Source organism: Pseudoduganella sp. UC29_71 (genome assembly GCF_042693265.1).
Taxonomy (GTDB): domain Bacteria; phylum Pseudomonadota; class Gammaproteobacteria; order Burkholderiales; family Burkholderiaceae_D; genus Rugamonas.
The window spans coordinates 2767138-2793712 of sequence record NZ_CP170549.1 but is presented as its reverse complement, the minus strand read 5'-3'; the positions used below and the strand labels follow the sequence as shown (position 1 = coordinate 2793712).

The following is a 26575-nucleotide window of genomic DNA, read 5'->3' as shown; positions in this document are numbered from 1 at the left end:
ACCTTACTTACCAACTGGTGTGTAGATGGGACGGCTACCGGAAAGTAAGCTTCCTTTCACGATCAACCCCTCTGAAGGAAGAGATATGATAAACCTGTTTGACCAGCACGTGCTGGGCGGCACCTTGTCGCTGAAGAACCGCATTGTGATGGCGCCCATGACCCGCACCCGCACCTCCGACGGCGACATTCCCAACAGCCTGATGGCCACCTACTACGGCCAGCGCGCGGGCGCCGGCCTGATCGTGGCCGAGGCTACCGACGTCGCGCCGTCCAGCAAGGGCTACGCCATGACCCCCGGCATCTACACGGAAGCGCAGCGGCAGGGCTGGCGCCTGGTCACCGACGAAGTGCACCGCCGGGGCGGCACGATATTCTTGCAGATATGGCATGTCGGCCGCATGGCGCACCAGTCGATGATGCCGAACGGCGAAGCCCCGTGGGGCGTAACCGAGGAGCGGGCCCAGCATTCGGATGTGTTTGCCCATGGCCCGGACGGCAAGTTGAGCTTCATCCGCGCCGGCGCGCCCCGGCGCCTTGAAACGGAGGAAGTATCGGCCCTGGCCGGCACCTTTGCGCAGGCCTTTGCGAACGCCAGGCACGCCGGCTTCGACGGCGTCGAAATCCACGCAGCCAACGGCTACCTGTTCGATCAGTTCATGAACTCGATACTCAATACCCGTGGCGACCGCTATGGAGGCGGCAGCGCCGAAGACCGCGCGCGCTTCCTGCTGGAGGTCGTCGATGCGGCGGTGCGCGAGTTCGGCCCGGGCCGCGTCGGCGTTCGCCTGGCGCCGTTCGGCACATTCAACTCGATGCCGGCCGACCCGAAAACGGAGGAAACGCTGCTGTACGTGGCCGGCGAGCTGGGCCGGCGCGGCGCCGCCTATATGCACCTGGTCTACGAGCTTATGCCATCGGGGAACATGGAGAGCGCCGAATTCAGGCAGCAGCACGTTGACCATGCGGTACTGGCGAGGGTGCGGGCCACGTTTCCCGGTGCGATCATCTGGTGCGGCGGCTTCAGCAGCCGCGCAAGCGCGGAGGCTGCGCTCGACACAAAACTGGTGGACCTGATTGCCTTTGGCAGGCCGTACATCGGCAACCCCGACCTGGCCGAGCGCCTCAAGCACGGCTGGCCCCTGGCCGACGCGGACCGCGCGACCTATTACACCCGGCGCGGCGAAGCCGGATACACGGACTTCGCCCCGTATCCGGCAGACGGGGCTGAACGCGCGGCGGCGTGAGCCGAGGCCCGCTTGTGGCGCGCATCAGGCGTACGGTAGAATTCGGCTCTCTGACCACGGGTGGAACCGCGAAGAACTAATGACTGAGTTTGATTTGTTCGGGGACGTCCCCGCACCTGCGCCGCGCCCACGGCAATCCCGCGCGCCAGCTGCGGCGCGCCAATCGGGCAAGCGGCATTCGTGGTTTTTCGCGATCCGTCCCAGCACCGAGGACGCCGCCCGCATAGATGCGTTTGCGCAGGCGCTGCATGGCGCCCTGGGCCTTGCCGGCAGGCGCATCGGGCCGGAGCGCCTGCATATCAGCCTGGATGAAGTAGGGGACGATGTGGACGAGGCCATGGTGCAGGCGGCCTGCCGTGCGGCGGACGCGGTGCGCCTGCCCGCGATGACGGCCCGTCTCGACGCGGCCGTGACGTTCTCCGGACCCAGCGGGCCGTTCGTGCTGCTGGGCGCGGCCGGGCTGGATGGCGTGCGCGAACTGCGCACGGCACTCGGTTGCGCGCTGGCCGACCACGGCTTCAAGCCGCCGCGCGCTTTCGAACCGCACATGACGCTGTCCTACGATCCGCACAATCGCGTGGAGCGCACGCGCATCGATCCCATCGAGTTCCGGGTGGCGGGGTTTGCGCTTATCAAGAGCCACCTGGGGCAGTCCCGGCACGAAGTCGTGCGCACCTGGACGCTGGGCTAAGCAAAAGCGGACAGAAGGAATTCTCCTACGAGCCCCTTATCGGCGCGCCTACGGCGTCCGCTTTCCATCGTCCTAAGATACTCATACCAGCCACGACAGCACATTCATGTTGGATGACGCGACGGGCTAGGAGAACATTTTAGGAGATGAAAATGGCATCGAATCAACAGAACGACGACGATAAAGCTTCCGGCCGTTCGGGCAATCAGGGCGGCACTCAAGGCAGCAATCAGGGCGGTAACCAGGGCGGTAATCAGGGCAGCAACCAGGGTAGCCAGGGCGGCAGCAAGCAAAGCGGTGACACCAGCAATCGCGGCTTCGCTTCCATGGACCCGGATCAACAGCGCGAGATCGCGGCGGAAGGCGGCCGCGCCGCGCACGCTTCGGGCAACGCCCACGAGTTCACTTCGGAAGAAGCGCGCAAGGCTGGCGCAATGAGCCACAAGAACGACGGCAACCAGCAGAGCGGCTCCAGCCAGGGTAGCTCGCGCTCGGGCGGCCAGTCCGGCTCGTCGGGGTCGCAATCCGGGTCGCAATCCGGATCGCAATCCGGATCGGGCTCCGACTCCGACTCCGGTTCCGGTTCCCGCTCCAACTGACCGGCAGTGTAGTAGCGGCGCGCCCAGCGCGCCGTGCGGCTGGCGCCAGCTGGCCGTCATAAATTTTTTGTCCCGTGCGCACGCTGCCACGAAATCGTATATGATGAGCGTCATATTGAGTTGCGATGGCAGGCCGCGCATCTATGGAAGCGTCCCAGTCCGCCGGAGCCATTTTTTTTAATCTTGAATATGATGAGCATCATATTTTGACTCTTCCAGGGAATCCAACAATGTCTACTTCTTCTCGCAAAATTGCCGTGGTAACCGGTGCGTCGTCGGGCATAGGCGCCGTGTACGCCGACCGGCTGGCCAAGCGCGGCTATGACCTCGTGCTGGTGGCGCGCCGCGCGGAGCGCCTGCAGGCGCTGGCCGCCGCCATCACCTCGGCGCACGGCGTGCGGGTGGAAACGCTGGCGGCCGACCTGGAAACCGACGCCGGCCTGGCCAGCGTGGAGCAGGTGCTGGCCAACAATCCTGCCGTCTCCCTGCTGGTGAACAATGCCGGCCTGGCGCGCCTGTCGCCGGTAGGCGGCGCCGCCGTTGCGGACTCGCTGTCCCAGATCGCCCTCAACATCACCGCGCTGACCCGCCTCACGCACGCCGCCTTGCCCGGCATGAAGGCGCGCAACGACGGCCTGATCATCAACATCGCTTCCGTGCTCGGCCTGCACACCCTGCCGTTCAGCGCCGTCTACAGCGGCACCAAGGCCTTCGTCCTGGCGTTCAGCCGCGGCCTGCAGCAGGAACTGGCCGACACCGGCGTGAAGGTACAAGTGGTGCTCCCGGCCGCGACGGCCACCGAAGTGTGGGACCAGTCCGGCGTGCCGCTGTCCGCGCTCGATCCGGCAACCGTCATGACAACGGACGCCATGGTGGACGCCGCGCTGGCCGGCCTGGACCAGGGCGAGCAGCTGACCTGGCCGTCCGTGGCCGACGCGGAAACGATCGCGCGCTACGAAGCGGCGCGCCTGGCGCTGTTCTCCGCCACGCAAACCGGCCAGGCCGCAGCGCGCCTGTCGCCGCTCTGATGCCCTGACCGACACCACACAAGGACAAGCACCATGCTATTCGACACCTTCTCCCTGCGCGGCACCCGCCTTGCCAACCGCGCCGTGATGTCCCCGCTGACGCGCAGCCGCGCCGTCGAGAACAACACCCCCAACAGCCTGATGGCCACGTACTACGGCCAGCGCGCCTCGGCCGGCCTCATCATTACCGAAGGCACGTCGCCGTCGCCCAACGGCCTGGGCTACGCGCGCATCCCCGGCCTGTTCAACGAGGGCCACGTGCAAGGCTGGAAAGCGGTGACTGAAGCCGTCCACGCCAAGGGCGGCAAGATCGTGGTGCAGCTGATGCATACCGGCCGCGTGAGCCACCTGGCCAACTTGCCGGCCGGCGCGGAGGTGCTGGGGCCAAGCTCCGTGGTGTGCCCGGGGGAGATGTGGACCGACAGCCAGGGCAGCCAGCCGCATACGCCGCCGCGCGCCATGACACAGACCGACATCGCGGCAGCGGTTGACGAATACGCCATCTCCGCCCACCTTGCCATCAAGGCCGGTTTCGACGGTGTGGAGCTGCACGCGGCCAATGGCTACCTGCTCGAACAGTTCCTGAACGCGAACGTCAATACCCGCACCGACGGCTACGGCGGCACGCCGGAAGCGCGCAACCGCTTCGTGCTGGAGGTGGCGCGCGCCGTGGCGGAGGAAATCGGCGCCGGGCGTGTCGGCATCCGCCTGTCGCCGTACGGCGTGTTCAACGCCACCGGCGGCTTTGCGGACGCGGCGCAGCAGTACGTTGCGCTGGTGCAGGAACTGTCGGCGCTCGGCCTCATGTACGTGCACGTGCTGGACCACTCGCCGCTGGGCGCGCCGCCCGTCCCGGCGCAATTGAAGGCCGACTTGCGCGCCGCGTTCGACGGTCCCTTCATCCTGGCCGGCGGCTACGACAGGGCCAGCGCCCAGCAGGCGCTGGGCGCTGGCCAGGCCGACCTGATTGCCATGGGCCGGCCTTTCCTCGCCAACCCCGACCTGGTGGAGCGCATGCGCGCGGACCGGCCCCTGAACGCGCCCGACACCAGCACTTTCTACACGCCCGGCGCCAAGGGCTACACCGACTATCCGACCCTGGCGGCATAAGTCCGGCGCTCACGAAAACAAAGAAGACATATCAAAGAAGACATATGAAAGCACTTGTCCTGAAAAGCTACGGCGGGGCCGACGGCCTGGTCATGACCGACGTGGCCCGCCCGGTCATCAAGCCGGATGAAATCCTGGTGCGCGTGCACGCCGCCGGCCTCAATCCGGTCGACAACATGATCGCGAAGGGCGAGTTCAAGCCGCTCATCAAGCTGCGCCTGCCCGCCGTCATGGGTAGCGACCTGGCCGGCGTGGTGGTGGAAACCGGTAGCCGCGTGAGCCGCTTCAAGGTCGGCGACGCCGTCTTCGCCAGCGTATTCGACACGCCGGCCGGCTCGCTGGCCGAATTCGTCGCCGTGCCCGAGCACGTCGCCGCGCCCAAGCCCGCCAACCTGGACTTCGTGCAGGCCGCGTCGGTGCCCATGGTCGGGCTGACGTCCTGGCAGGCGCTGACGGAGCGCATCAAGGTCAGGCCCGGGCAGAAGGTGTTCGTGCCGGCCGGTTCCGGCGGCATCGGCACCTTCGCCATCCAGCTGGCCAAGCACCTCGGCGCCAGCGTGGGCACCACCACCAGCACCGGCAACGTGGAGCTGGTGCGCAGCCTGGGTGCCGACGAGATCATCGACTACAAGAAGGAAGCATTCGAGCAGGCGCTGCACGGCTACGATGCGGTGCTGGGCACCGTCCGGGGCGACGGGCTGGAAAAGGCCCTGCACATCGTCAAGCCGGACAGCGCCGTCGTATCGCTGGTTGGCCCGCCTGACGCCGCCTTCGCCCGCGCGCGCGGCATGAACTGGCTGATGCGCTTTGTGTTCAGCCTGTTGAGCCGCAAGATCATCGGCCTGGCCGGGAAGCGCGGCGCCAGCTATGCCTTCCTGTTCGTGCGCCCGGACGGCCGCCAGCTCGCCAGCATCGGCGCGCTGCTGGAAAGCGCGCGCATCCGGCCCGTGATCGACCGGGTATTCCCCTTCAGCCAGGCCAAGGAAGGCCTGGCTTACCTGGAACAGGGCAGGTCCAGGGGCAAGGTCGTGGTGCAGATGGTAACGGACAACCCTGACAACTAAGGAGACGATGCAATGCATGCTTTGCAACGACGCGGCGCCTCCACGGCGCTGCTAGGGACGTTGGCTATGGCGCTGGCCACGGCGCTGGCGGCGCCCGCCCGGGCCGACGACGGCTCGCCGGCCGGCCTATGGAAAAACATCGACGACAGCACCGGCAAGCCCCGGGCGCTGATCCGCATCACCGAGTCGAACGGCACCTTGCAGGGCACGATCGAAAAGGTGTTTCCCGGCCCGAACGAGAGCCAGAACCCGAAGTGCGAAAAGTGCGAAGGAGCCAACAGGGGCGCGCCCATCGTCGGCTTGGTGATCCTGAGCGGCCTGAGGAAGGACGGCGAGGACTACGCGGGCGGACAAATCCTCGATCCTGACAACGGCAAGACCTACTCCAGCAAAGTGCGCCTGACCGACGCCGGCAAGAAGCTCAGCGTGCGCGGCTACCTCGGCGTGCCCATGCTGGGGCGCTCGCAGACCTGGCTGCGCCAGGAGTAGGGGGAACGGGAGGCGGGGGCAGGGAGACGTGCTACTATAACGCTGTTATAGACCTCCCGTTCTCCCGATGACCGCCGACATCTCCCTGCAGGACCCGCGCACCCGCCTGGTCGAAGCCACCCTCCGGCTGCTGGCCAGGCACGGGCCTTCCGAAGTGAAAGCCCGTTCCGTGGCCACCGAAGCGCAGCTGTCCACCATGGGTGTGTACACCTACTTCGGCGGCGTGCCCGAGCTGCTGCAAGCGGTGGCCGACGAAGGCTTCAGCCGGCAGGCCGCCGTCTTCGGCAGCTTGCCGGACAGCGGAGATCCGATGGCGGACCTGTGCCTGATGGCGCTGGCCTGCCACGATTTCGCGCGCCGCAATCCCCATCTGTACGATCTCATGTTCGGCCTGTCCATCCACGGCCGCTACAGCCCTTCGCGCGGCACCGCCGAGCCCCTGCTGAGCGGCCAGTCGCCGTCCTTCCGTGCCGCCTACGGCTTCCTGCTGCAGGGCTGCGCGCGGCTGGTCGAAGGCAAATGCGTGCGCAAGGCCGATCCGGACCTGATTGCGCTGCAGTTCTGGAGCGCCCTGCACGGTTTCATCATGCTGGACCTGGCCAGCCACTTCGCGCACACGCTGTCGCCGGCCGTGGACGTGCTGGTGCCGATCTGCGTGAACATGGTGGCCGGTATGGGCGCTAGGCGTGAACGCGCCGAGGCTTCCTCGTCCGCCGCGGTAGCCACCTGGACCAGCGCCCAAAACAGCAAGTCCGCCACGCCTCGCAAAAAATAAGCACCGCCGTTCCGATCTTTTCTTGAAATCGGTAAATAACAGTGTTATGGTTTGGAATAACACTGTTATTTATCCGCGTTAAACCAAGAGGAGACGAAGCATGAAGAACACACGAATACGGCCGGGAGGACTGGAAGTGGAGGATTGCGGCCCGGTACTGATAGTGCGCCTGGACGGCGGCGCGCAGGGCGTGATGGGGCTGGCCATGGCGGACGCGCTGGCCGGCCTGGTGGGCGAGCTGGAAAGCGATCCTCGCGTCAAGGCGGTGGTGCTGACCGGCACCCACCCGGGCCGCTTCATCGGCCACGCCGACGTGCGCTGGCTGCAAGAGGGCGGCACCACCATACCGGCCATGGCGCGCGGCATGACGTCGGCCGTGGCGCACACCGCAGCCACGGTGCGGAACATGCCGCTGGTGGCGCCGGTGGCAGCCTTGACGCCGCTGGGCGGCGCCATGCAGCTCGACAAGCTGCATGCCACGTTCATGCGCATGAACCGCTGCGGCGTGCTGTTCATCGCTGCACTGAACGGTTCGGCGCTGGGCCTGGGCAGCGAGCTGGCGCAAGCGTGCGACGTGCGCCTGATGGCGGACGGCGACTTCTTCATCGGCCAGCCCGAGGTCCTGCTGGGCATTCCGCCCGGCGGCGGCGGCACGCAGCGGCTGACCCGCCTGGTCGGCGCCCACCGCGCGCTGATGATGATGCTGGAAGGGCGTCCGGCCACGCCGGCCAAGGCCCTCGAGATCGGCCTGGTGGACGAAGTGGTGGCGCCGGAACAGCTGATCGAGCGCGCGCTGGAGCTGGCCCGCTACCTGGGCGCCCGCCCGCGCGAAGCCATCCGCGCCATCAAGCGCGCGGTGTACGTGGGCGGCTCCATGCCGCTGGAAGACGGGCTGCACTTGGAGCGCACCGAATTCATGGCGGCGCTGTCGGGCGCTGCCTCGCAGGCGCTGATGATCCAATACATGGCGCGCACCGAGCGCGACGGCGACCTGCCGCTATACCAGCCCGGCGTGTTCGCCGACAGCCTGAGCAACGGCCACTTCCCCCTTAACGGCAACCGCACGGTGGGATAAGCTATGGCACAAACCCCCTACAAATTCCTCCGCCGCGACGTCAGTTTCCGCTCCGGCGAAGCGTTCTGCTCGGCGTGGCTGTACCTGCCGGTGGGCGTGCGGCGCCCGCCGGTGGTGGTGCTCGGGCATGGCCTGGGCGCGGTGCGCGAAATGGGCCTGGACGCCTATTCCGAGCGCTTCGCGGCAGCCGGCATGGCCACGCTGGCGTTCACCTACCGCTATTTCGGCGACAGCGGCGGCATGCCGCGCCAGCTGATGTCGGTGCGGCGCCAGCTGGCGGACTGGGAGGCGGCGCTCGGCTTCGTCCAGCAGCTGCCCGAAGTCGATGGCGGCCGCGTCGCCATCTGGGGCAGCTCCTTCGGCGGCGGCCATGCCATCGAGGTGGCCAGCCGCCATCCGGAACTGAAGGCGGCCGTCAGCCAGTGCCCCTTCACCGATGGCTGGGAGTCGGCCACCGCGCTGGGCGTGCGCGCCACCCTGCAGATCGCGCCGGTGGTGTTGCGCGACTTCGCCGCGCGCCTGTTCGGCAGGCCGCCTGTCATGGTGCCGATAGCGGCGCGACCCGGCCAGCCCGCGCTGATGAACGCGCACGACGCCTTGCCGGGCTACCTGGCGCTGATGCCCAAGGGGCTGGCCTTCGTCAACCGCGTGGCGGCGCGCGTGATACCCGAAATCGTCGGCTACCGGCCCGGCCGCAGCGCGGCCGGGGTCAAGCTGCCCATCCTGTTTTGCGTGAGCCGCACCGACACCGTCACGCCGCCGGAACGCACCATCGCCATGGCCGGGCGCGCCCCGCACGGCGAGATCAAGCTGTACGACTGCGGCCACTTCGATTTCTACCTGGGCCAGCACTTCGAACGGGCGGTATCGGACCAGACCAACTTCCTGGCGCGGCACCTGCTCGCTCCTTCTGCATTCCATTAAGAGACACATCATGCGATTTTCCAAACTTCCCGACCTGCGCGCCGCGCGGGCGCCTGAAGGCCCTTGCATCGCCGACGCTGAGGCGTCCCTGTCCAACAGCGAATTTTATTCCCGCGTGCTGGTGGCGGCCGGACTGTTCGACGAGCTGGGCATACGGCAGGGCGACGTGGTGGCCCTCATGCTGCCCAACCGCACCGAATTCGTGGTGGCCATGTTTGCCGCGTGGCGCCTGGGCGCGGCGGTCACGCCGCTCAACCCCAGCCTGACGCCGCAGGAGGCGATCCACCAGCTGGACGACTCCGGCGCCAGGTTGCTGGTCAACACGGGCGGCGAGGCGGTGAGCGCGCGCGTGCCGTCGCTGCCGGTGGCCGCGCTGCACGGCGGCGTGCAGTACGGGGCGCGCTATGCGGCGCCGCCGGCTGACGACCCGGCCGCACTGGCCCTGCTGATCTACACCAGCGGCACCACCGGCCTGCCCAAGGGCGTGATGCTGGACCACGCCAATATCGAAGCCATGGCCGCCATGTCGCGCCAGGCCATGCAGATGACGCGCGCGGACCACTGCCTGCTGGTGCTGCCGCTGTTCCACGTCAATGGCATCGTGGCCAGCATCCTCACGCCGCTGTCGGCCGGCAGCCGGGTGACCATCCGCGCCCGCTTCGACATCGACACCTTCTTTGCCGATGTCGAAGCCCTGCGGCCGAGCTATTTTTCGGCCGTGCCCACCATCTACGCCATGCTGAACGCCTTGCCGCCGCAGGTGCAGCCGGACACCTCCAGCCTGCGCTTCGGCGTGTGCGGCGCCGCGCCCGCGCCGGCCGACCTGCTGGCCAGCTTCGAGGCGCGCTACGGCTTTGCGCTGATCGAGGGCTACGGCCTGTCGGAGGGCACCTGCGCCTCCACCCTCAACCCGCTCGGCGGCCCGCGCAAGGCCGGCACGGTGGGCTTGCCGCTGCCCGGCCAGCGCATCGCGATCGCCGACGCCGCCGGGCGCCACCTGGCGGCGGGCGAAACCGGCGAGGTGCTGGTGCAGGGGCCGACCGTGATGCGCGGCTACCTGGGCAAGCCGGAGGAGACCGCCCGCACCATCGTCAACGGCTGGCTGCGCACGGGCGACCTGGGGCGCATCGACGCCGACGGCTACCTCTCCATTGTCGGCCGGCTCAAGGAAATGATCATACGCGGCGGCGAGAACATCTACCCCAAGGAGATTGAAGACGCGCTGTCCTCCTTCCCGGCCGTGCTGGAGGCGGCCGTGGTCGGCGCGCCGCATGCAACGCTGGGCGAGATCGTCGTCGCCTATGTGGCCTGCCGCCCCGGCCAGAGCGCCGCGCCGGAACAGCTCGACGCGCACTGCGCGGCGCGGCTCACGCGCTACAAGCGGCCCGCGGCCATCCATGTGCTGGCCAGCCTGCCCAAGAACGCAGTCGGCAAGATCGACAAGCTCAAGCTGCGGGCACTGGAGAACCGGCATGCATGAGGCGCCGCAGGGCAGACCGGCCATTTTCATCACCGGCGCCGCATCGGGAATCGGCAGGGCCTGCGCCGAGCTGTTCGCGCAGCGCGGCTGGTACGTCGGCCTGTACGACGTGGACGCGGCCGGCGCGGCAGCGGCCGCCGCCGCGCTGGGGCAGGGCAATGCCGTCAGCGGCGCGCTTGACGTCGGCAACCCCGACGCGTGGCAGCCGGCGCTGGCGCACTTCTGGGCGCACAGCGGGCAGCGGCTCGACGTGCTGCTCAATAACGCCGGCATCCTGACGGCGGGGCCGTTCGAGACCGTGCCGCTGGCCCGGCACCGCGCCATGCTCGATGTGAACGTGGCGGGCGTCGTCATCGGCTGCCACCAGGCCTTCCGCTACCTGCGGCGTACGCCGGGCGCGCGCGTGATCAACATGGCGTCGGCCACCGCGATCTACGGCCAACCCGAACTGGTGACCTATTCGGCAAGCAAATTCGCGGTGCGCGGATTCACCGAGGGGCTGGACCTGGAGTGGAGCGGCTTCGGCATCCGCGTGAGCGCCGTCTGGCCGAGCTTTGTCAGCAGCGCCATGGCTGCCGGCTTCGAACGCATCGCCAGCGCCAGGTCGCTCGGCATCCGCCTGGCGCCGGCCGACGTGGCGGCCACCGTCTGGCGCTGCGCGACGACGCGGCGGCGCTTCCACAGGACGCACTGGACGGTGGGACAGCAGGCCGGCCTGCTGTCGCTTGGGACACGCCTCGCGCCGGCGCCGCTCACGCGCTGGATCGTGCGCAAGCTGGCGCGGTAGGCACATAAAAAACTACATAAAGAACTACACAAGGAGACAGAAATGAAAACCAAACAACGCGCCGGCACCATGGCCTTTGCCTTGCCGCTAGCCTTGCCGCTGGCCTGCATGCTGCCCCGCGCCGCCCATGCCGAGGAGCTTCCGGGCAACGTCGTCAGGGTGGGCTACGCCAAGATCCGCTTCCATCTCCAGTCCGGAGACCTGACCGGGCCACCCGGCACCACGCCGCCCGGCCTGCAAATCGACGCCAGGGACCAGGGCCTGCTGGCCATCAGCTATGAGCGCCGGCTTTCCGCCAACTGGGCGGCGCAATTCCAGGGCGGCATTCCGCCCACGCTCACCGCCGTGGGCGCCGGGCTGGCCGCGCCCGTGGGCACGGTCGCCAGGGCGCGCATCTGGTTCCCCACCGCCCTGATGCAATATACCTTCGACGGCTTCCACGGCTTCCGTCCGCACGCCGGTCTCGGCGTGGTGTATACCTTCTTCACCAACCAGGAAGTGAGCAGCACCTATACCAGCCTGCTCCAGGGCAGCAGCAGCGCCATTGACCTGAACAGTTCCTGGTCCCCCTACGGCAGGCTGGGCTTCTCCTACGCGATAGACAAGCAATGGGGCGTGAGCATGGAGGCCGGCCTGTTCCGCCTGAAGACCTCGGCCTCGGTGGTCACGCACACGCCCGGCTTCGGCGCCATTCCGCGCAGCGTGTCGCTGAAAGACAGGCCGCAGATCTTCGGCCTCACCCTTGGCTACACGTTCTGACATGGGCGCCGCAGCTTTCGACTTCGACTGGCTGGTGGTCGGTTCGGGCTTCGGCGGCAGCGTTTCGGCGCTGCGCCTGGCCGAGAAGGGCTACCGGGTGGGCGTGCTGGAGCGCGGCCGGCGCTACCGGGACGACGACCTGCCCAAATCGGCCTGGCAGCTGAACCGCTTCCTGTGGGCGCCCGCCATCGGCCTTCAGGGCGTGATGCGCATGAAGGTGTTCCGCCACGTGTTCTTCCCCAGCCAGTCGGGCGTCGGCGGCGGCAGCACGGTGTATGGCGGGGTGCTGTACCGCGCCCGCCCCGAATTCTTCAGCCATGAGCAATGGCGCGGCCTGGCCGACTGGCGCGCACTGCTCCTGCCGCACTACCAGACCGCCGAACGCATGCTGGGCGTGAGTACCGTGCCGTTCGACTCGGCCAACCAGCGGCTGGCGCGCGAAATGGCCAGGCACTTCGGCGGGGAAGACCGCTTCACCCGCTCGCCCACCGGCGTGTTTTTCGGCGAACCGGGCAAGACGGTGCCCGATCCCTACTTCGGCGGCGCGGGGCCGGCGCGCACCGGCTGCACGCGCTGCGGCGCCTGCATGGTAGGCTGCCGCGTCGGCGCCGTCAATTCGCTGTCCAAGAACTACCTGTGGTTCGCCGAGCAGCGCGGAGCGGCGATCCTGGCCGGGCGCGAAGTGGTGGAGGTACGTCCGATCGGCGCCGCCGACGGCGCGGACGGCTACGTCGTGACCACGCAGCGCCCCGGCGCGTGGTTCGCCAGGGACCGCCGGCGTCACACCGCGCGCGGCGTGGTGTTCGCCGGCGGCGCGCTGGGCACCAACGAGCTGCTGGCCAACTGCCGGCTGGCGGGTGCGCTGCCGCGCCTGAGCAGCCGGCTCGGTGAACTGGTGCGCACCAACAGCGAATCGGTGCTGAACGTGCGCCTGCCCAGGGACATGGAAACCTGGAAGGATGTGACCGCCAGCAGCAGCGTGCACGTCGACCGGAACACCCACATCGAATTCCTTACCTACGGCCGCCACGCCGATGCCATGGGCCTGATGTACACGGTGCTGGTGGGCGCCGGCAGCCGCTGGACCCGGCCCCTGAAATGGCTGGCGCGCATCGCGCTGCACCCGCTGGACTGGCTCAAGACCCTCTGGCCGGCGGGCTGGAGCAGGCGCATGGTGACGCTGCTGGTGATGCAGACGTTGGACAATGCCATCGCGCTGCGGCCGCGCAAGCGCTGGCTGGGCCGGGGCTACCGCCTGGTGACGGAGCAGGACCGCGACAAGCCGAATCCCACCTACATCGAGGTGGCGAACCAGGCCGCGCAGTGGCTGGCGCAGCGCACCGGCGGCATTGCGCAAAGCAATGTGCTGGAAGCGCTGGCCGACATTCCGACCACCGCCCATGTGCTGGGCGGCGCCGTCATCGGCACCGATGCGGCAAGCGGCGTGATCGACCGCCACCTGCGCGTGTTCGGCTACCGCAACATGCTGGTTTGTGACGGCGCCGCCATGCCCGCCAATCCGGGCGTGAACCCGGCGCTGACGATTACCGCCCTGGCGGAATACGCCATGGCGCACATCCCGCAAGCCGGCTGAACGGCCCGGTGCGTCGTTGCGGTGGCGCACCAGGTATAGAATAGGCTGATCCGTAGTGCGCGGAGCCCAGCAAATGGACCATCCAACTGACCCTTCCGGCGGCGGCACGGGAACTGGCGCGTATCAACCGTGCGCTGCGCACGCTGAGCGCCGGCAACCGGACCTTGCTGCGGGCGGCCGACGACGCGACGCTATTGCACGATATGTGCCGGGTGATCGTGGAGCTGGGCGGCTTTCGGCTCGCTGCGGTCGGCTACGCCGGGCACGACGACGAGAAGAGCATGCGCTGGATGACCAGCGTGGGCGCCGACCTGGACTTTCTTCGCGCGCAGCGGCTCGCCTGGGCCGACCATGGTACAGGCATGGGCAATGGCACGCTCGCCACGGCCATCCGTTCGGGCCGGCCCAGCGTCGCCCGCAACCTGCTCACCGATCCCGGCTATGCCGGGCCGGAATACGCCTGGCAGGAGGCGGGGCTGGAGCGCGTGCTGGCGGTCAACCTGTCGGCCCACGACTTGTACGACCCCGGCTCTATCGACCGCATCGGCGGCATGTATTCAACCTGGGGCATCGCGCCGGGGCGAATCGAGTTCGAGCTGACCGAAAGCGGCCTGATGGAAGACCCGGCCGCCGCGCTGGCGACCTTGCGGCGCCTGAAGGAATTCGATGTCGAGCTGTATATCGACGACTACGGCACCGGCTACTCAAGCTTGAGTTACCTGCAGAAACTGCCGGTGGACGCGCTGAAGATAGACCAGTCCTTCGTGCTGCCCCTGCGGCGCGACAGCGCCCCAGCCCAGCCGCGCTCGTGCGGCGGCCAATGAGCGGGCCAGGCCTGCTCAGGTTCCGGCGGCCCTGGTGCCGCGACAGCGCGCCCGGCCGGCGGGCGTAGCAACGCCGGTTTGGCGGCGGAACGGGGATGGGCATCACCAGCCCTGGAGGCGCGGCCATACGGCCTGGATGCGCGAGTCGGCGCCATTGATTACGACATACTTGTCGTGCCGGGCGGCCGTGGCGCAGGCATGGTTGTGCAAGATGCGCACGAGCGCGCCGACCGGCAGGCGCGGCATGCGGCCGGGGGCGCCGGAGCGGTGGGCGACGATGCCGTGTTCCTGGTTGGCGTCGATCACGATAATGTCGTCCAGCGGCTCGCCGAGCGCGTCGCAAACCATGCCGTAGCCCTGGTCCAGTGCTTGCCGGGCGGTGCCGCGGTCGCGCGACAGCGCCATCCAGCCGGCGTCGATGATGGTCCATCCCTTGTCGTGCTGGTGTCCCACCACGGTGGCCAGCACCGAGAGGGCGATCCGGCCGGGCTGCGTCACGCCGATGCCGCTCATCACCAGGTCGCCGAAGGCGAACACGCCGGCGCGCACCTCCGTCACGCCGCCCAGGTCCTCGGCGAACTGGGCGGTGGGGGTGGAACCGACCGACACTTCCGGACAAACGTGGCCCAGCGCCCGCAGTTGCAGCGCACATTCCACGGCCGCGTCGCGTTCCTGCCGTGCCACGCGGACAATCTCTTCCGGCGAGCGGCAGTCATAGGAACTGCCGGCGTGCGTGGGCACGCCCCTGAGCGCAATGCCACCGCCGCGCAGGCGGCCGGCGATGCCGCCCAGCGCCGGCGAGCCAGGCGGCACGCCGGAACGGTGGCCGTCCGAATCGATCTCGATCATGGCGGAGGGCAGGGCGGCCTGATCGGCCCGCGCGGCGCGTCCAGCATCCGGCGCACGACGTCGACCGACTTGCTGGTTTTGTCGTGAGGCCTGAACGTCACGCGGTGCCTGCCCAACTGGGCGCGCATGCGGGCGATGTTGGCCTCCATTTTGTTCGCGTCCAGGATCAGCGCCGGGGTTTCCAACGCGGTCCCGGCGGCGGTCGCTGTCGATTGCATCATGAGACTGCTCCTTGTCTGGATGGCTTGTGTTTTCTGCGGAGAATTATGGCGTTTCAAGTGTTTAATATGGTTAAATAGGACTAAGACTTAATTTAAGCTGCACTTAATGATTGATCTGGATGACATCCGCTTTGTCCAGCACCTCGTAAAGGCCGGCAGCATGGCGGCCACGGCGCGCGGCATGAACGTCACGCCTTCGGCGGTGACCCAGCGCCTGCAGCAGATGGAGAAGCGCTACGGCGTGGTGCTGGTGGACCGCTCCTACCGCCAGTTGCGGCTGACCGGCGAGGGCGAGCTGCTGCACGAGAAAGGCGCTGCCATCTGCGCCGACACCGACGAGTTATTCGACCTGCTGAAAGCGCGCAGCGGGCAGATTGCCGGCCATTTGCAGGTGGAGGCGCCTTTTGGATTCGGGCGGCGTTACCTGGCGCCGCTGATCGGCGAGTTCCATGCGGCCCATCCGGGCCTGAAGGTATCCTTGTCCTTGTTCGACAGGCTGCAGGCGCAAGGCCGCAATGCCTCGGACATCGTGTTCTTCATTGGCGAGCTGCGCGATTCGAGCATGGTCAGGCATCCGATTGCGTCCAACCGCAGGCTGCTGTGCGCATCGCCGGCATACCTGCGCGCACGCGGCGTCCCCGCCGATCCGGATGATCTTGCCCATCACGACTGCATTACGCTGAACGAAAGCAATGAGGACGTCAGCCTTTGGCGGCTAACGCGCGGCAAGGCGGCGCGCTGCGTGCGGATTGCACCGGCGCTCAGTTGCAACGACGGCGAGGTGGTGCGCGATTGGGCCATAGGCGGCAAGGGGATCGCCATGCGCTCGGAGTGGGATGTCGCCGATTTCATTCGGTCCGGCAAACTGGTCCAGGTATTGCCCGCGTGGTCGATGCCGCCGGCCGACATCGTGGCCCTGGTGCCGCAGCGCAAGCGTGTGCCGGCGCGGGCGCGCGCCTTCCTCGACTTTGTCCGGGCGCGCTTCGCCCCGCTCCCGCCCTGGCGCGCCGACCGCGGCGCTGGCGTGTCTCCCGGGCCCGCGTAAGCGAGGCCGAACACCAATGGAATCGAAGAATTGAAACGCCCAATTTGCTCGCTTATAGTGTCTCTATAAGGGGCGCATGGATGCGCGAGTGTACTGTCGAGAGCAAAAGGAGGTGATATGCAGACGCCTGCAAGCATTGCCAAGCATCCGGTTCATCCGATGCTCGTTACAATCCCGATCGGTCTGTGGATCTTTTCATTGATTTGCGACTTGGTTTACGTTTTCGGCGGGCAGGGAGAGACCTGGTCCGTCGTGGCGTTCTACACCTTGGCGGGCGGCCTGGCGGGCGCCCTGGTGGCGGCCATTCCCGGGTTTATCGATCTGCTGTCGCTGCCCCCGGCCTTGAAGCGCTTGGCGATTACGCATATGAGCATCAACCTGTGCGTGCTGGTGGTGTTTGGCGTGAGCCTGTGGCTGCGCACGCGCTCGACCGCTGACTTCACGCCACAGTGGCTGTCCGTCGTGGCGGTGGGCTTGCTCGGCGTGTCCGGCTGGCTGGGCGGAAAAATGGTGCACGTGCATGGGGTAGGGGTGGTGAATCCGCCTGAACCCGTGACCGCCCCGACGCGCTCGCCGGAACGGCGCCATGCGGAACGCCGCGTGAGCGTTTAGGAGGCGCGTACCATGAGGTAGCGAAAAACGTAAGCCGGGATGGTATTTTTTATTATCGGATTGGACTGTTCCAGGGATGAAAATGCGGCACACTTCTTCCTCGCGAATATTCTTTGATCCGGTACGCAATGAAAACTTCCTCTCCCGGCCCGCTTGCCGGCATGGCAGCCTTGCTGTTTGCCTCGTCTTTCCCCGCGCCGGTGCTCGCGCAGCCGGCGGCGCCGGCTTTTGCGGCCATCTTCAGCGACCATGCCGTCCTGCAGCGCGGCGAGCCGCTGAGCGTGTGGGGCACTGCCAGCCCCGGTCAGGTCGTGACGGTGCGCCTGGCCGGCAAGGCGGTCGAGGGCCGCGCCGATGCCGATGGCCGATGGCGCGCGGCGCTGCCCGCGATGGCGGCCGGCGGGCCGCATACCTTGTCCGTTGCCGCTGCCGGCAGCGGCGCCGCAGCGGAAAGCACGCGCAGCGACATCATGATCGGCGACGTCTACCTGTGCAGCGGCCAGTCGAACATGGCCTACCCGGCCCGGCTCTCGACCGGCGCCTGGTCCGACTTCCCCGCCAATCCGGACCTGCGCTTCGTCAATGTGCAGCTTGTCAGCGAGGCGGCCGTCCAGCACGACCTGAAGCGCCCGGTGGAATGGAAAGTGATCTCGCCGAAGACCGCCGGCGAAGCGTCGGCGGCCTGCTACTACATGGCGCGCGCGCTGCAGCAGCGCCAGAAGGTGGCGGTCGGCTTCATCAGCTCGAGCTGGGGCGGCACCACCATACAGGGCTGGATCGGCGCTTCGTCGCTGAAAACGCTGCCCGCCTACGCCAAGGGCATCGCGGCGCTGGCGGACATGGCGTCCACGCCGTCCCGGGCGATGGCGGACGAAGCGCGCCGCCACGAACAGTGGTGGGACGCGCACGATCCGCAGGCCAAGGCGCAGCGCGCCTGGAGTTCACCGGCGTTCGACGACTCGGCATGGCCAAGCATGACACCGAAGGGATCGTGGAAAGACGCCGGCATCGCCGCGCTGGCGGACTTCGACGGCGCCGCCTGGTTCCGCACCAGCGTCGTGCTGGGCGAGGCGCAGGCGCAGGCAGCCAATGCGGTCCAGCTCGGCCCCATCGACACGTATGACAGCACATGGGTCAACGGCGTGCGCGTCGGCGGCGGCAGCACCGCCTGGGTGTGGCGGGACTACGCCGTGCCGCGCGGCGTGTTCAAGGCCGGCCGCAATGTCATCGCCGTGCATGTGCTTGGCGGCGGCGCCGGCGGCGGGCTCACCGGCCAGCCGGAGCAGCGCGGCATCAGGACCGCCGACGGCCAGGTCATCGCCTTGTCCGGACCATGGAAGTACCAGCCGGGCCTGCGCGCCAGGGGCTTGTCGATTCTGCCGGCGCCATGGGACGTTCCGACCAGCCTGGCTAACCTCCACAACGCAATGATCGCGCCGCTGGCCGGCTACAAATTCAAGCTGGCGGCGTGGTACCAGGGCGAGTCCAACACCGGCGCGCCGCAAGAGTACGAGACGCTGCTGGCGCTGCTGATGGCGGACTGGCGCAAGACCTTCGGGCAGCCGGAATTGCCTTTCCTGGTAGTGCAGCTGTCCGCGTTCGGATCGGTCGCCACCAATCCCGGTCCGTCCAACTGGGCGCAGCTGCGGGAAGCACAGGCCAGGGTCGTGCGCAACGACCGTCACGCGGCGCTGGTGGTCTCCATCGACGTGGGCGACCGCACCGACGTCCACCCCGCCCAGAAGGCGGTGGTCGGCGAGCGGCTGGCCCGCGCGGCCCGCGCGCTGGCCTACGGCGAAGCGATTGCGCCAGGCGGGCCGGAGGCTGCGGAGGTGACGCGCGCGGGGGACGACCTGGTGGTCAAGTTCAGGAATGCCGGCGGCGGCTTGCGCAGCTATAGCGCCGGCCAGGCGATCGGTTTTGAAACCTGCACCGGCGCGCTTTGCCAGTACGCGCCGGCGCTGGCGCAAGGCGACACGGTGACGCTGAAGGGCGCCAACCAGCCCGGCGCCACGCATGTGCGTTATGCCTGGGCGGACGCGCCCTACGTGAACCTCTTCAGCGCCGAAGACCTGCCTGCGGCACCGTTCGAGATGGCCATCAAATAGGCTGGCGCTACGAGGCTGGCGTGCTACGGCGGCGTTGGTGCGTTTCAGGCACCATAGTGAGCCCCTGCGCATGCCTACCGCCTCGCCCCCTTCATCTCTACGATGAGACCTACCACTTGCTGCCAGTCGCCCGACTGGTTCGGCCCGGGCGACCGGGCAGTCTTTTTTGGAGGTCTCAATATGTTTGCCATCGATAACACCCTGGCCCAGGGTACGCAGAAGCCCAGCGAACTGGTGCCGTCCCGGTACGCCCTGCAGCTCGGCGAGCTCGACGTGCTGGTCGTCAGCGACGGCGTGCTGCCGCTGCCTACCTCGACCATGGCCACCAATGCCGCGCCGGCCGACTTGTCGGCCTGGCTGGACCATATGTTCATGCCGCAGGAAGCATTCGACTGGCCGCTGAACGTGCTGGTGGTGCGCAGCGGCGAGCAGACCATCCTGGTGGACGCAGGCCTGGGCGGACAGTACGCCGGCTTCCCCCGCGCCGGCCAGTTCCCGCAGCGCCTGGAGTCGGCCGGCATCAGCCTGGCCTCGGTGACCGACGTGATCATCACCCACATGCACATGGACCATGTGGGCGGGCTGCTGGTGGAGGACGTGAAGCAGCGCCTCAATCCCAACGTGCGCATCCACGTGGCCGCTGCCGAAGTCGAGTTCTGGGGCACGCCCGACTTCTCCCGCACGACCATGCCTACGCCGGTACCGAACGTGCTGCGCACCACGGCCACGCGCTTCCTGGAGGAATACCGCGACAAGCTGCGCATCTTCAAGGACAAGTATGAGGTTGCGCCGGGCGTGGTGGTCCGCCTCACCGGCGGCCACACCCCGGGCCATAGCGTGGTGGACCTGGCATCCGGAGGCGAGCGCCTGATGTTCGCCGGCGACGCCATGTTCCCGGTCGGCTTCGACCATCCCGACTGGCACAACGGTTTCGAGCACGACCCGGTGGAATCGGCCAAGGTGCGCCTGGGCCTGTTCCGCGAACTGGCGGAGACCGGCGGCTTGCTGGTCGCCAGCCACCTGCCGTTCCCCTCGGTCGGCCGCGTGGCAGCCGACGGCGACGCCTTCCGCTGGGTGCCGGTCATCTGGGATTTCTGACCGCCATTCCGCAAGTTGGGCCATGGCTCCGTTAGGGAGCCATGGCCCTTTGGAGCGTGAGAAAAAAGGCCTACTCCTGACAGGTCAGGCCTGGCGGTCCACGATGACGTAATGCTTCTTCACCGGTTCGAGCACCTCGAACACGCCCTGGAAGCCGGCCGGTATCACCAGCGCCGAGCCGGGGCCGGCTTCGACCGCGTGGCCGTGCTCGTCGATCAGGCGGCAGCGGCCTTCCGTGACGAAGAAGAACTCGTCCTTGCCCTCGCTGAAGGCGATGCGCCAGCTGCCCACTTCGCAGGCCCAGACGCCGGCGCACATGTCGCCGCCCGCGCTGGTGAAGTGGTTCCAGGTGGTGCGCGCGGGGTTGCCGTTCAGGCGGCGCTCCGCGCGCGGGTGGTCGTATTCGGGCAGCGGGCTCTGGGCGCTGAAGTCGGTAATGGCAGGCTTGGCGGGCGTGGCAGGCATGGCGGACAGGCGGAAATTGGGAGGATGCATGATTTTACATGCGCAGCCCGGCCCGCGCCTCAGGAGGCCGGGCTGGCGACCCGGATCTCGTTCCCGTCTACCTTTACGTTCAGTCCAAAGCCGGCGTGCAGCAGGCGCGTGAAGGCTTCCACATTGTCCGCGTCGAACACCCCGCCGATCACGATGCGCGCGGCGGCGTCGTCCTCGATCACCAGCTGCTTGCGGCCATAGCGGTTGAACTGCCGCGCCGCCTCGGCCAGGCTCACCTGGTCGAATACCAGTTTGCCCTGCAGCCAGCCCAGGCTGGCGTTCAGCTGCTGCGGGGACTTCTTCGTCACCAGCACGTTGCCGGCGTCCGCCAAAGCGGCGTCGTCGCGGGTCAGCACGGTCGGGGTGCCGCGCGGGGCCTTTACCTGCACCCGGCCTTCCAGCACGGCCACGCGCAGCTTGTCGCCTTCGCGGTACAGCGAAAACTTGGTACCCAGTACCGTCACCGTCTGCCGTCCGGCGTGCACCACGAAAGGCCGCCGCGCGTCGTGGGCGATGTCGAAAAACGCCTCGCCCTGGTCCAGCCATACTTCGCGCGCCTGCGGCGTGACGGCCGTGCGCAGCTGGGTGGCGGTGTTGAGCGTCAGGCGCGAGCCGTCGGCCAGGGCCACCATCTCGCGCTGGCCGCGCGCGGTGGCGTGGTTCTGCGTCGCTTGCGGCTGCCGGAAATCCGTCACCAGTACCGCCGCCAGCACGGCCAGGCTGATGCCGGCGGCCGCACGGTAGACTGCGGGGCGCGCCAGCCACGCCAGGCAGCTGCGCCGTGGCGGCTGCGGCGCCTGGGCGGCGCGCGGGACGTGCAGCGCCTGCAGGCGGTCGGCACGGCGCCAGGCGTTATCCAGGCGCAGGAAGGCGACGCGGTGCGCGGTCGAGGCGTCCAGCCACGCGTCCAGCGCTTGCTGGCGCTCGGGGGGCAGAGTGCCGTCGCTGCGGTCGCGTTCGGCGATCCAGTCGGCAGCCAGTGCTTCGGTATGCGTCAATTCATTTCTCTTCATTGTAAAGTTCCTCCCTTGCGCGGGCCGCTGCCGGCGCGCGGCGCGGCGGCAGTGCCGCCCAGTCCGGCCGCCTGCAGCGCCAGCGCCAGCGCGCGCACGCCCTTGGAGACCTGGCGCTCCACCGTGTCTTCGGTAATGCCCATGCGCGAGGCCACCTCGCGCTGCGACAGGCCCTCGATCTTGCGCAGCTCCACCACCTCCCGGCAGCGGGCGGGCAGCAGGTTCAGGGCCAGCTGCAGCAGGCGCAGTTCGCTGCGCGCGCTCAGGTGGCGTTCGGGACTCAGTTCGTCGATGGTGGGGGCCAGCGTGTCCATGTCGGCGAAGGTTTCGATCGACACGATCTGCGCGCGGCGGGCGCGGTCGATCAGCAGGTTGCGCGCCGTCGACAGCACGAAGGCCTGCGCCGATTCGGGGCGGCGCTGGGCGCAGCCGTCGTACACGCGCGCATAGACCTCCTGCCGCAGGTCCGCGATCTCGCCCGCATCGCGCCAATTGCGGCGCAGATAGCGTTCCAGCACGCCTTCCAGCGGAAGGACCTGCTCCACGAACCAGGCGCTCAATTCATCGTCATGTCTCAATCGGACCCCTCGTCTATTACTTCTCAGCCAACTCCCTATATCGTAAGACGAAGCCGCGCGGCAAATCCGGTATGCGCAGGAAAAAAATATTTTCGTGATAAAAAACGGCATTCCCGTACCGGATCGGCCTACCGCCTTCGTCTTAGTTTGGCAGAGACACCAAAAACCAGAAAGAGAACAATGAACCCGAAAACCAGTCTGAAAGTTTTGGCCGTGGGGATGGCGATGGCATGGAGCGCCGGCGTGCAGGCCCAGGTCCGCAGTTTCGATATTGCCGGCGGCGAGCTGAAAGGCGCGCTGGATGCCTACGCCGCGCAGTCCGGCACGCAGCTGATCTACAAGGTGGACGACGTGAAGGGCCGCAGCACCAAGGGACTCAAGCGCGCCGCGTCCTCCGAAGAGGCCTTGCGCCAGCTGCTGGATGGCACGCCGCTGTCGGTGCGGCGCGACGTGTCCGGCGCACTGGTGATTTTTATCGAGACGCCGCCCCCGCCGCCCAAGCCGGACAAAAGCGCCGACAATGAGGCACCGGCCATGGGCACCGTGGTGGTGAGCGCCACCCGGCGCCGCGAGCCGGCGCGCGAAGTGCCGATGCAGGTGGCCAGCCTGCCGACCGAGAAGCTGAGCCGCGCCGGAGCCAAGACCTTGCAGGACTACCTGGGCAACGAGGCCGGGGTCGACGTGAAAAGCACCGGCGGCCCCGGCATCGGCACGCTCACCATACGGGGCGTGAGCACGGGCACGCAGACCATCTCCACCGTCGGCGTCTACATCGACGAGGTGGCCTTCGGCTCCAGCACGGCCACGGCCAACGGCGCGCAGATGGCGCTGGACATGGCCCTGCTGGACCTGAACCGCATCGAGCTGCTGCGCGGGCCGCAGGGTACGCTGTACGGCGCCAGCGCCATGGGCGGCCTGCTCAAATACGTCACCAATGAACCGGACACCCACGAGTTTTCCGGCAAGGTGGCCTTCAATGGCGCCGGCACGCGGGGCGGCGCTGCCAGCCACACCGTCAGCGGCGTGGTGAACGTGCCCCTGAGCGAGGACGTGGCAGGCTTGCGCTTCTCCGGCTTCAGCGACCGCACCGGCGGCAGCGTCGACAGCGTCGGCCCCGCCGCGGGGCGCGACACGGACGGCGGCAAGACCAACGGCGCCCGCATGGCGCTGCTGCTCACGCCGGGCCACCAGCTCCGGCTGCGGCTGACCGGTACCGCCCAGGAAATCGCCCGCAAGGGCACCGACTTTGTGGACTACAGCGCGGCCAGCGGCCAGCCGCTCGAAGGCGGGACGGGCCGCCGCTTGTATGCGGCCGAACCCTACAGCGTCAGGATAGGGCTGCTGTCGGCCGACCTGGAATACGATTTCGGCTGGGCGCGGCTCAATGCCATCGCCTCGCGCCAGCGGGTGCGCTCCAGCGCCGTCACGGACGCCACTGCCGGCTACGTGCCGCTGCTGGCGGACTTCGGCATGGACATCGGCAGCACGGCCGGCACGGTCAGGGTGTCGCTGGACAAGAGCACCCAGGAGCTGCGCCTGACCTCGAAGGCGGACCGGCAGTTCGAATGGCTGGCCGGCGTGTACGTCAACCGGGAAAAGAGCAACAACCGCCAGCTGCTGGCCAGCACCTTGCCGGCCGGCGGCCCCGGCCCGGACCTGCTGACCACGGCCATCCCCGCCGAGTACCGCGAGGCGGCCGCCTTCGGCGACCTGACCTGGAAGCTGGCCAAGCACTTGTCCCTCACCGGCGGCCTGCGCGTGGCGCACAACAAGCAGCACTACGCGCAGCAGTCCGACGGGCTGCTGGCGGGCGGCCCGCAAGTGATCGACGCGCGTTCCAGCGACACCAGCCGCACCTGGCTGCTCACGGCGCGCTACAACCTGACGCCGGCCAGCGCCGTCTACCTGCGCGGCGCCACCGGCTACCGGCCCGGCGGACCGAACGCGGTGCTGCGCGACCCGAACGGCGGCGCGCCCGTCGCCCCGCCGTCGTTCCGGCCCGATACGCTCACCAGCTATGAGCTCGGCTACAAGGCCGACCTGCTGGGCAAGCGCTTTTCCATCCAGACCGCCGCGTTCCACCTGAACTGGAAGGACCTGCAGCAGTACCGTCCCGTCAACGGCATCTCGGCCATCGTCAACGCGGGCGCGGCGCGCGTGCGCGGCGCCGAACTGACGCTCGGCTACCGGCCGGACGCGCACTGGACCTTAGGCGGCAACGCCGCCTATATCGACGCCGCCCTTACCGAGGACGCGCCCGGCCTGGGCGCCGCCGCCGGCGCGCGCCTGCCCAGCAGCGCGCGCCTGTCGGGCAGCGTCAGCGCCAGCTATGCCTTCGAGCTGGCCGGCTACGCCAGCTACGCGGGCCTGACGCAGCGCTACGTCGGCGCGCGCAACGCCGGCTTCGCGGGCAGCGCAGCGCTGCCGCTGTATCGCCTGCCGGCCTACGCGCTGACCGATCTCCAGGCCGGCATCGACTTCAAGTACGCGAGCCTGGCGCTGTTCGCGCGCAATCTGTTCGACCGGCGCGCCCAGCTCGCGGCCGACAGCACCGTGCAGGCGCTGGGCGGGCCGGTCTGGGTGTCCCTGGCGCGCTCGCGCACGCTGGGCGCCACGCTGACCGTGCCGTTCTAGGCCGGGCCCCGCACCGGCCGGCGCGCCGCCATCCGCGCGTCCGGCGGCCAGCGCGCCGCCGGCTCCATTTTCCATTTCTTCTAAGGGCTACGCTCATGGACACTCACGTCTTGCATTTCGCTGCGCCGCCGCAGCCCAAGGCCACCTCCGCACACAGCCTGCTGGCCGGCTACGGCCTGCTGGTGCTGGTGGTCGCCACCATTTTCAGCGCATTGGACCGGCAGATCCTGACCCTGCTGGCCGAACCCATGCGGCACAGCCTGGGGCTGTCCGACACCAGGCTGGGCCTGTTGCAGGGCGTCGGCATCACGCTGTTCGCCGGGGTGGCCGCCGTGCCCCTGGGCTGGCTGGCGGACCGCTACGGCCGCCGCACCTTGCTGGCCGTGTGCGTGCTGGTCTGGACGGCGGCCACCGCCGCCTGTGGCCTGGCTACCGACTTCACGGCCCTGTTCCTGGCCGCCATCGGCCTGGGCATAGGCGAGGCCGGGCTGGCCCCCATCGTCTACGGCCTGATACCCGAAATCGTGCCGGAACGCCGCCGCGTGCTCGCCAACGGCATCTACACGCTGGCCGCCATCCTGGGCTCTGGCTTGGGCATGTCGCTCAGCGGCGCGCTGGTGGAGGCGCTGGACAGCGTGCGGCCGGTGCTGCCGCCCGTGCTGCAGGCCATGGAGTCCTGGCGCCTGGCCTTCCTCGCCGTGGCCGTGCCAGGCCCGCTGGTGGCGCTGGCGGTGCTGCTGATACGCCTGCACCCGCAGCGCGGCGGCGCCGATGCGCCGGCGGCGCAAGGGGAGGCCGCGCTGTCGTCCTATTTCCAGGCCCACGGCCGCACCATGCTGTGCGTGTTCGGCGGCTCCGGCCTGATGGCGCTGGGCATCGCCGCCAGCGTCAACTGGGCGCCCATCGTGGCGGCGCGCGTGTTCGGCGCCAGCACGGCGGAGGTGGGGCAGGGCATCGGCCTGGCCTATTTGCTGGGCACGGCGGCCGGCGCGGTGCTGGGCGCGGCCGGCGTGAAGGCCCTGCGCCGCCGCGCCGGCATGGCCACGCCGGTGCGCGTGGTCGGCATCGGCGCCGTGCTGGCCGCGCTGGCCTCGCTGCTCATGCTCACCGCCCACAGCGCCAACGCCCTGTATCTGTTGTTCGGCATGCAGGTGGTGGCGCTGATCGCCGGCAGCGTGCTGATGCCGACGCTGCTGCAGGACATGACGCCGGCGCTGCTGCGTTCCAGGCTGATCGCCGTCGGCACCGGCGTCACCGTGGGCCTGTCCGCACTCAGCCCGGTGCTGGTGGGGGCGCTGTCCGACCTGCTGCACGGCAGCGCCCATGGCTTGCTGGCATCCATGGCCGGCGTGGGCGCCGCGGCGTTCGCACTGTCCGCCGTGGTGATGCGCTGGGCCGAAAAGCCCTTTGTGCACACCGTCCGCCACATTCACCCCGGCCTCGCCCAGCGCGAGGCCTGATACACCACAGGAGATAG

At 68.4% G+C, this 26575-nt stretch carries 24 protein-coding genes and 1 pseudogene; 21 read left to right on the top strand and 4 right to left on the bottom strand.

The features are described from left to right. Nucleotides 1-85: 85 nt before the first annotated feature. From ACFJI2_RS12135 to ACFJI2_RS12065, 15 genes are all read left to right on the top strand, one after another. Complete coding sequence (locus ACFJI2_RS12135) at nt 86-1246, top strand: alkene reductase (protein WP_377705243.1); 1161 nt, start codon at nt 86-88, stop codon at nt 1244-1246. A 79-nt stretch (nt 1247-1325) separates the two neighbouring features. Then, nucleotides 1326-1937, top strand: coding sequence for a 2'-5' RNA ligase family protein (locus ACFJI2_RS12130; RefSeq protein WP_377705242.1), 612 nt, complete (start codon nt 1326-1328; stop codon nt 1935-1937). Between the two features lie 152 nt (nt 1938-2089). Next, nucleotides 2090-2536 carry a KGG domain-containing protein gene (locus tag ACFJI2_RS12125; protein WP_377705241.1) on the top strand — a complete coding sequence of 149 codons (447 nt, stop codon included), beginning with the start codon at nt 2090-2092 and terminating at the stop codon, nt 2534-2536. A 230-nt stretch (nt 2537-2766) separates the two neighbouring features. Continuing rightward, complete coding sequence (locus ACFJI2_RS12120) at nt 2767-3564, top strand: SDR family NAD(P)-dependent oxidoreductase (protein ID WP_377705240.1); 798 nt, start codon at nt 2767-2769, stop codon at nt 3562-3564. A 33-nt stretch (nt 3565-3597) separates the two neighbouring features. Further along, nucleotides 3598-4674, top strand: coding sequence for an alkene reductase (locus tag ACFJI2_RS12115; protein WP_377705239.1), 1077 nt, complete (start codon nt 3598-3600; stop codon nt 4672-4674). Nucleotides 4675-4718: 44 nt separating this feature from the next. Then, nucleotides 4719-5738 (top strand): NADP-dependent oxidoreductase, encoded by a 1020-nt coding sequence (locus tag ACFJI2_RS12110; protein WP_377705238.1) that lies wholly within the window; start codon nt 4719-4721, stop codon nt 5736-5738. Between the two features lie 12 nt (nt 5739-5750). Further along, nucleotides 5751-6227 (top strand): DUF2147 domain-containing protein, encoded by a 477-nt coding sequence (locus ACFJI2_RS12105; protein WP_377705237.1) that lies wholly within the window; start codon nt 5751-5753, stop codon nt 6225-6227. A gap of 67 nt (nt 6228-6294) precedes the next feature. Then, nucleotides 6295-7002, top strand: a complete 708-nt coding sequence (locus ACFJI2_RS12100) for a TetR/AcrR family transcriptional regulator (protein WP_377705236.1) — start codon at nt 6295-6297, stop codon at nt 7000-7002. 100 nt (nt 7003-7102) lie between these two features. After that, complete coding sequence (locus ACFJI2_RS12095; protein ID WP_377705235.1) at nt 7103-8077, top strand: enoyl-CoA hydratase/isomerase family protein; 975 nt, start codon at nt 7103-7105, stop codon at nt 8075-8077. A gap of 3 nt (nt 8078-8080) precedes the next feature. Further along, on the top strand, nt 8081-9001 hold the full coding sequence (locus ACFJI2_RS12090; RefSeq protein ID WP_377705234.1) for an alpha/beta hydrolase: 921 nt from the start codon (nt 8081-8083) through the stop codon (nt 8999-9001). 10 nt (nt 9002-9011) lie between these two features. Further along, nucleotides 9012-10481: a class I adenylate-forming enzyme family protein gene (locus tag ACFJI2_RS12085; RefSeq protein WP_377705233.1), complete on the top strand. Its 1470-nt coding sequence runs from the start codon at nt 9012-9014 to the stop codon at nt 10479-10481. Beyond that, nucleotides 10474-11268, top strand: a complete 795-nt coding sequence (locus ACFJI2_RS12080) for an SDR family oxidoreductase (protein ID WP_377705232.1) — start codon at nt 10474-10476, stop codon at nt 11266-11268. The genes ACFJI2_RS12085 and ACFJI2_RS12080 overlap by 8 nt, the downstream gene beginning before the upstream one ends. A gap of 42 nt (nt 11269-11310) precedes the next feature. After that, entirely contained in the window at nt 11311-12027 is a 717-nt protein-coding gene (locus ACFJI2_RS12075) for an OmpW family protein (protein ID WP_377705231.1), read from the top strand. Next, nucleotides 12011-13621 (top strand): GMC oxidoreductase, encoded by a 1611-nt coding sequence (locus ACFJI2_RS12070; RefSeq protein ID WP_377705230.1) that lies wholly within the window; start codon nt 12011-12013, stop codon nt 13619-13621. Before ACFJI2_RS12075 ends, ACFJI2_RS12070 begins: the two co-directional genes overlap by 17 nt. A 203-nt stretch (nt 13622-13824) precedes the next feature. Then, nucleotides 13825-14445, top strand: a complete 621-nt coding sequence (locus ACFJI2_RS12065; protein WP_377705826.1) for an EAL domain-containing protein — start codon at nt 13825-13827, stop codon at nt 14443-14445. Nucleotides 14446-14547: 102 nt separating this feature from the next. Here the strand turns inward: ACFJI2_RS12065 and ACFJI2_RS12060 are convergent. Next, nucleotides 14548-15515, bottom strand: a pseudogene (locus ACFJI2_RS12060) (alanine racemase). Nucleotides 15516-15621: 106 nt separating this feature from the next. Here ACFJI2_RS12060 and ACFJI2_RS12055 point away from each other — a divergent pair. The 4 genes from ACFJI2_RS12055 (at nt 15622) to ACFJI2_RS12040 (ending at nt 20378) form a co-directional block, all read left to right on the top strand. Next, nucleotides 15622-16560, top strand: a complete 939-nt coding sequence (locus ACFJI2_RS12055; protein ID WP_377705229.1) for a LysR family transcriptional regulator — start codon at nt 15622-15624, stop codon at nt 16558-16560. A 117-nt stretch (nt 16561-16677) separates the two neighbouring features. Next, entirely contained in the window at nt 16678-17172 is a 495-nt protein-coding gene (locus tag ACFJI2_RS12050; RefSeq protein WP_377705228.1) for a DUF2231 domain-containing protein, read from the top strand. 128 nt (nt 17173-17300) lie between these two features. After that, nucleotides 17301-19280 carry a sialate O-acetylesterase gene (locus tag ACFJI2_RS12045; RefSeq protein ID WP_377705227.1) on the top strand — a complete coding sequence of 660 codons (1980 nt, stop codon included), beginning with the start codon at nt 17301-17303 and terminating at the stop codon, nt 19278-19280. Between the two features lie 180 nt (nt 19281-19460). Next, nucleotides 19461-20378 (top strand): MBL fold metallo-hydrolase, encoded by a 918-nt coding sequence (locus ACFJI2_RS12040; RefSeq protein ID WP_377705226.1) that lies wholly within the window; start codon nt 19461-19463, stop codon nt 20376-20378. A gap of 84 nt (nt 20379-20462) precedes the next feature. Here the strand turns inward: ACFJI2_RS12040 and ACFJI2_RS12035 are convergent, their stop codons facing one another. The 3 genes from ACFJI2_RS12035 to ACFJI2_RS12025 are packed head-to-tail and all read right to left on the bottom strand — an operon-like array spanning nt 20463 to nt 22464. Next, nucleotides 20463-20873 carry a cupin domain-containing protein gene (locus ACFJI2_RS12035; RefSeq protein WP_377705225.1) on the bottom strand — a complete coding sequence of 137 codons (411 nt, stop codon included), beginning with the start codon at nt 20871-20873 and terminating at the stop codon, nt 20463-20465. Between the two features lie 29 nt (nt 20874-20902). Continuing rightward, a complete protein-coding gene (locus tag ACFJI2_RS12030) occupies nt 20903-21871 on the bottom strand; it encodes a FecR family protein (protein ID WP_377705224.1) in 969 nt (322 codons plus the stop codon). A gap of 11 nt (nt 21872-21882) precedes the next feature. Beyond that, nucleotides 21883-22464, bottom strand: a complete 582-nt coding sequence (locus ACFJI2_RS12025; RefSeq protein WP_377705223.1) for an RNA polymerase sigma factor — start codon at nt 22462-22464, stop codon at nt 21883-21885. A gap of 180 nt (nt 22465-22644) precedes the next feature. Between ACFJI2_RS12025 and ACFJI2_RS12020 the strand changes: the two genes are divergently transcribed. Continuing rightward, entirely contained in the window at nt 22645-25098 is a 2454-nt protein-coding gene (locus ACFJI2_RS12020) for a TonB-dependent receptor domain-containing protein (protein WP_377705222.1), read from the top strand. Between the two features lie 95 nt (nt 25099-25193). Then, the gene (locus tag ACFJI2_RS12015) at nt 25194-26558 is read left to right on the top strand and encodes an MFS transporter (protein WP_377705221.1); all 1365 of its coding nucleotides are present in this window, start codon (nt 25194-25196) and stop codon (nt 26556-26558) included. The last annotated feature ends 17 nt before the right edge of the window (nt 26559-26575 follow it).